This window comes from Oceanicella sp. SM1341 (genome assembly GCF_003448965.1).
Classification (GTDB): Bacteria; Pseudomonadota; Alphaproteobacteria; order Rhodobacterales; family Rhodobacteraceae; genus Paroceanicella.
On the sequence record NZ_QRGC01000064.1, the window covers coordinates 1 to 5018 of the forward strand.

The window sequence follows — 5018 nt, forward strand, 5'->3', positions numbered from 1 at the left end:
GGCGGCCTGCGCGGCCGCCCGGCGCTCGCCCACCAGCTTGCGGCGCGCGGCGGCACGAGCGTCCTGGCTCACGCCCTGGCGGCCGGCGCCCTGCCCTCCGCCCTGTCCGCGGCCCTGGCGCGCGGGCTTTCCGGCGCGGGGTCCACCGGCGGCAGGGCGCTCAGCGGCGTCTCCGGGCGCCGCCCGGTCCGTGGTGCTGTCCTGCTGCTGTGCATCGGGCCGTGCGCCCTCTGCCGGGCGCCGGGGCGCGTCGTTTCCGGGCTGCGACGCCTTGCGGCGGTCTGCTTCCTCCGGCGCGTCCTTGCGCTTGTCCTCGGTGTCGTTGGCCAATGTGCGGTTGTTCCCATGCGCCGGTTATGTCATATCCGCGAACGCGTCACCGCGCCGGACCACGCCGCGAAACATGCCCTGCTTATGCTATCTTGACCAGGGAATTGCAATTGCGGCTTGCCCGGTGGCATGGTCACAACCGGGTCACGACACGAGGAGTCAGGCCAGATGGCAGATACCGGCGCACCGGGTTCCCCTCCGCTTTCCCCTCCGCTTTCCCCGGCGCCGCAGATCATCGGCCGCCCGCGCTTCCAGTGGCTGAGGGTGCAGTTCGCGCTCATCCTGCGCGAGATGACCACCACCTACAGCAAGTCGACCGGCGGCTATGCCTGGGCCATTCTCGAGCCGCTGGGCGCCATCACCCTGCTGGCGCTGGTGTTCTCGGCGATGATCCGCACGCCCTCGCTGGGCACCAGCTTCATGCTGTTCTACGGCACCGGCTACCTCACCTACCAGATGTACTCCCAGCTCCACGCCAGCGTGAGCGGCGCCGTGGGCTTCAACCGCTCGCTCATGCAATATCCCGCCGTGACGCCGATCGACGCGGTGATCTCCCGCTCGATCCTCAACTTCCTCACCCTGTGCATGACCAGCTTCCTGCTGCTCACCGGCATCATCCTGTTCGACGGGCTGCAGGTGAACCTCGACCTGGTCAACATCCTCTCGGCGCTGGGCATGGCCGCGCTGCTGGGGGTGGGAATCGGCACGCTCAACTGCGTGCTCTTCACCTTCTTCCCCACCTGGCAGCGCATCTGGGGCATCGCCATGCGGCCGCTGTTCATCCTCTCGGGCGTGTTCTACATCCCCGAGGACCTGCCGGCCCAGGCCCGCGCGGTGCTGGAGTGGAACCCGGTGATGCATTGCGTGGCGCGCATGCGCTCGGGGTTCTACGGCGCCTACCGGCCGGATTTCATCGACCCGATCTATGTCTGCGGCATCGGGGCCAGCACGCTGGTGATCGGGCTCTACCTGCTGCGCCGCCACAAGAGCGATATCGTGAACCCGAAGTTCTGAGCCGCCGCAGCGCCGGCCGGAACGCGAAAGGGCGGCCCGCCGGGGCCGCCCTTCTGCTGTGCGGGGGGGGGCGCCTTGCCCCGGCTCAGGGGCGCACCTGGCGCAGGCCGCGCCAGAGGCGGGCGAGCGCTGCGGCAAGGCTCGCGCTCTTCTCCGAGCGCATGGCGATCACCAGCGGCTGCAGCGCGCCCTGCACGCCGCGCGGGCGCGTCTCGGGCACACCGTGGCGCAGGCCCACGTCGACCTCCTCCAGCAGGCCCACCTCCTGGTCGGGGCAGAGCAGGGTGAGCGCGCCCTCCGCGTCGCAGGCGCGGGCGAACATCGCCGCGCGCAGGGCGGTGGCGGCGCGGGTGTCGAGGCCGGCGCGCAGGCGCACGTACTCCGCCCGGCTCTCCTCGAGGAACCGCGCGAGCCGCGCGGCCTCGAACAGCCCGGCGAAGCAGGGTGCCACCGGCGCCTCGGGCAGCCCGCCGCCCAGCCGCTCCAGCGCCTTGCGCGGCAGGTAGCCCGGCCCGCAATCGGGCACCGCGGCGGCAAAGCCCGGCCGGTCGCCCGCCAGCACCGAGCCCACGAAGGCCGCATCGAAGCACCAGGACACCGGCCCCTCCAGCCCCAGGCTCAGGTCGGCATGGCTCACATGCGTGCTGCTGAACGCCTCCATCGCCGCCGCCAGCCCGTCGAACGGGTCGAAACAGGGCTCGGGCAGGGCGCGCACGCCCTCCGGCGCCTCCAGCGCGCCGAGCGGCGAGGTGAGCACCACCAGCGCGTCCTCGGGCAGGAGCTCGGCGGCCACCAGCGCCGCGAGCGCGGCGGCGTTCGGCGCATGCACATGCAGCATCCAGGCGCCAGGCGGCACCGGCGCATCGCGCGGCGGCGCCAGCATCACGTGGCTCGAGGCCGGCACCTCGCGCTCCAGCGGCTCGCCCGGGGCGATGCGCAGCGCACCCACCGGGCCGCCGCCGGCGATCATCGCCGCCACCGTGGCCGCCCGCACCTCGGCGCTGCCGCTGCGGGCCAGATGCGCCCAGTCCGGCACCGTGGCTGCGGCGGAGGCGAGCTCCGCCGGCGGGCGCTCCAGCAGCAGGGTGCGCAGCTGCGCCTGCTCCGCCGCCCGCGCCTTCGCCTCCTCGGCAAAGCCGATCAGCCGGGCCACGTAGGTCTCGAAGGAAAACGCCGTCTCCAGGTCCTCGCGCCGGCGCTGGAACTCGGCGCGCACGCCCGGCAGCCCGGCGCCGAGCGCGGCGATCTCCTCCGCCGCCGCCGCACTGTCGCAGAAGGGCACGGCGCGCACCGCGAAGCCGAAACGGTCGGTGAGCTCGGCAATGCCGGTCGCGCCGCGGAAACACACCACCGGCACGTCGCGCATCAGCGCGTCGAGGGCGATGTTGGGGAAGGGGTCGAGCCGGGAGGACAGGAAGAACACGTCCGCCACCTCCCAGAAGCTCTCCAGGTCCGGCTGCTCCTCGAAGAAGGCGAACCGGTCGGCAAGGCCGCTCTTGGCCACCTGGTCGGCGAGATAGGCCGACACGATCATGTCGTCGTCGGGGCGGTAGTTGCCGCCCACCCAGATGAAGCGCCAGTCCTGCTCGGGGTCGGCCGCCAGCCGGGCTGCGGCCTGCAGGAACAGGTCCACCCCCTTGCGCGGCTGCACCCAGCCGCCGCCGAACAGGATGCGCACGTCCGGCCGCCCCGAGAGGCCCAGCCGCTCGCGGATCGCGCGGGGCGTGAGGGCGGCGGCATCGGAATGGCCCGAGCCGTTGTAGCCCTGGTGGGCGATGCGCATCGTGTCGGGCAGGGTGGCGAGGCCCATGTGGCTCATCTCGTCGGCCACCGCATCGGCCACGATCTGCGCCGGGAACACCGAGACATCCGCGTTCAGCACCATGCGCGAGAGGCTGCCGCGCGGGTAGACGTAGTTGGCGAAGTCATGCACCAGCAGCAGCGCGGGAATGCCGGCGAGCTTCAGCGGCTCCAGCGTGGCGCCGGAGATGGCCGAGTTCACCACGGCAAACTCAATGCCGCCCTCGGCCCGCATCTCCTCGAGCAGCGCCACCCCGTCGAGCACCGGCGGGAACTCCATGATCATCCGGGTCGAGACTTCCTCGAAATCCGCGGTGAGCGGGCCGGTCTTGCCCAGCCAGGTGATCACGTCATGGGTGGCCGAGAGGGCGCGGGCGATGTTCAGCGCCACGATCGGCGCGCCGGTGAAGCTCGCCTCGTGGCTCACCACAATGGCGCGCGGCCGGCCGGAGGTTGGGCGCTTGCCCCCCGGCACCACCAGCTTGCGCCGCGGCAGGGCCTTCGCCGGCGGCACCGCGCGCCGGCCCTCGTGGCGGCCATGGCGCCAGTAGTGCAGCAGCGGGTTCACCCGGGCGGCCTGCAGGTCGCGGTAGGTGGCGAGGTAGAAGCCGGTGTGGAACTCCGGCGAGGTGGGCAGCCCGCGCTGCACCCCGCGCAGGATGTAGTGCAGCAGCGGGTCGATGCGCTCGGGGTCGATGCCGGCAAGGCTCGCGTAGCAGGCCGGGTCGAAGGCCTCGGCCTCGGAGAGCGCGTGGTAGGTGGCGGCCAGCTCGTCGATGTCCTGGAACATCCACTGCCGCTGCCGGTTGCGCAGGAAATAGGCGTAGGGCGCGCAGGACACGCCGGCCCGCCGCATGTAGGTGTCGCGCACGAAATCGCCGTTGAAGCGCAGGCGCGGCTCGGCGCCCAGCGGCGCGCCGTGCAGCACGTAGTCGCGCACCGCGTCGCCGTGCTTCTGCTTCTCGCCCAGCGACCAGGCGTAGTGCCGCCGGTCGATGCCGGCGCGCACCCGGATCAGCCGCGCATCGGCCTCGGCGCGCAGGGCGTTGGGGTAATGGCCCCGGGCCTGGCCGCGCAGCACCCAGTCGGTGAGCGGGTCGGTCTCCGGCGCGTCGGCGAGGTAGGTGCGGCGGTAGAAGGCGGGGTCGAAATCCGGGCTGGTGGCCGGGCGGCGGGCCGGCGGCGTGTCGAGCCAGCGCGCCACCAGCTCGGCCCGGCTGCCGCGCGCGCCGGTCTGGCGGGCGTAGTGGCTGGAGCTGAAGAAGCGGCTGCCCGAGAGCAGGGCCGCGAGGCCCTCGCGGGTCTCGGGCTCGGGGCGCTCGGTCATCTCCGGCGGCACCGCCTCGTGGGCGAGCAGCACCTCGAGCCGCCCGGCGATATGCGCCGAGGCGGTGGTGGACAGGCCGGTGCGCCGCCCCTCGGCATAGCCGTGCTTCACGAAATGCACGAAGGGGTTGATCTCCGCGTCGCGGATGTCCGGGTAGCGCTGCAGGTATTCCGCCGTGCTGAAATGCGCCGAGGGGTCCTTACCCTCGCGCCAGCCCTTCGTCATGTAGTGCGTTTCGGGGTCTTCGCCGGACTCGGCAACCTCCGGATAGTGGGCGAGATAGAATGACGGATCGAATACCCTTGGGTCTACGTCCACTTTTTCCCGCATGGCATTCCCTTGAACCGATCATGTTGTCGCCCGGCGCCGGTGCTCGCGCCGGGCGTGCCGAACACTATCCGCTCCCGCCGGGGATGCCTAGCCCGAGATGGGGCACGCCCGGGGCCGGTCAAGCCCGCCCCCGCCGGCAGCGGCCCGCCCCGGTCCGCAATGCGCGGGAGGGCGCGGGAGGGCGGGGCCGGGCCGCCGGCGCCGCGCCGGGGCCGCG

Annotated in this window: 2 protein-coding genes and 1 pseudogene; 1 reads left to right on the forward strand and 2 read right to left on the reverse strand. The window is 72.6% G+C overall.

The features are described from left to right. Nucleotides 1-330, reverse strand: a pseudogene (locus tag D3P35_RS26445) (hypothetical protein); the annotation flags it as partial. A 168-nt stretch (nucleotides 331-498) separates the two neighbouring features. Between D3P35_RS26445 and D3P35_RS25520 the strand changes: the two are divergent. Continuing rightward, a complete protein-coding gene (locus D3P35_RS25520) occupies nucleotides 499-1344 on the forward strand; it encodes an ABC transporter permease (RefSeq protein WP_157982339.1) in 846 nt (281 codons plus the stop codon). An 85-nt stretch (nucleotides 1345-1429) separates the two neighbouring features. On the opposite strand, the gene D3P35_RS25525 is transcribed toward D3P35_RS25520, so the two are convergent. Then, nucleotides 1430-4801, reverse strand: coding sequence for a glycosyltransferase (locus D3P35_RS25525; RefSeq protein WP_157982340.1), 3372 nt, complete (start codon nucleotides 4799-4801; stop codon nucleotides 1430-1432). Nucleotides 4802-5018 lie beyond the last annotated feature (217 nt).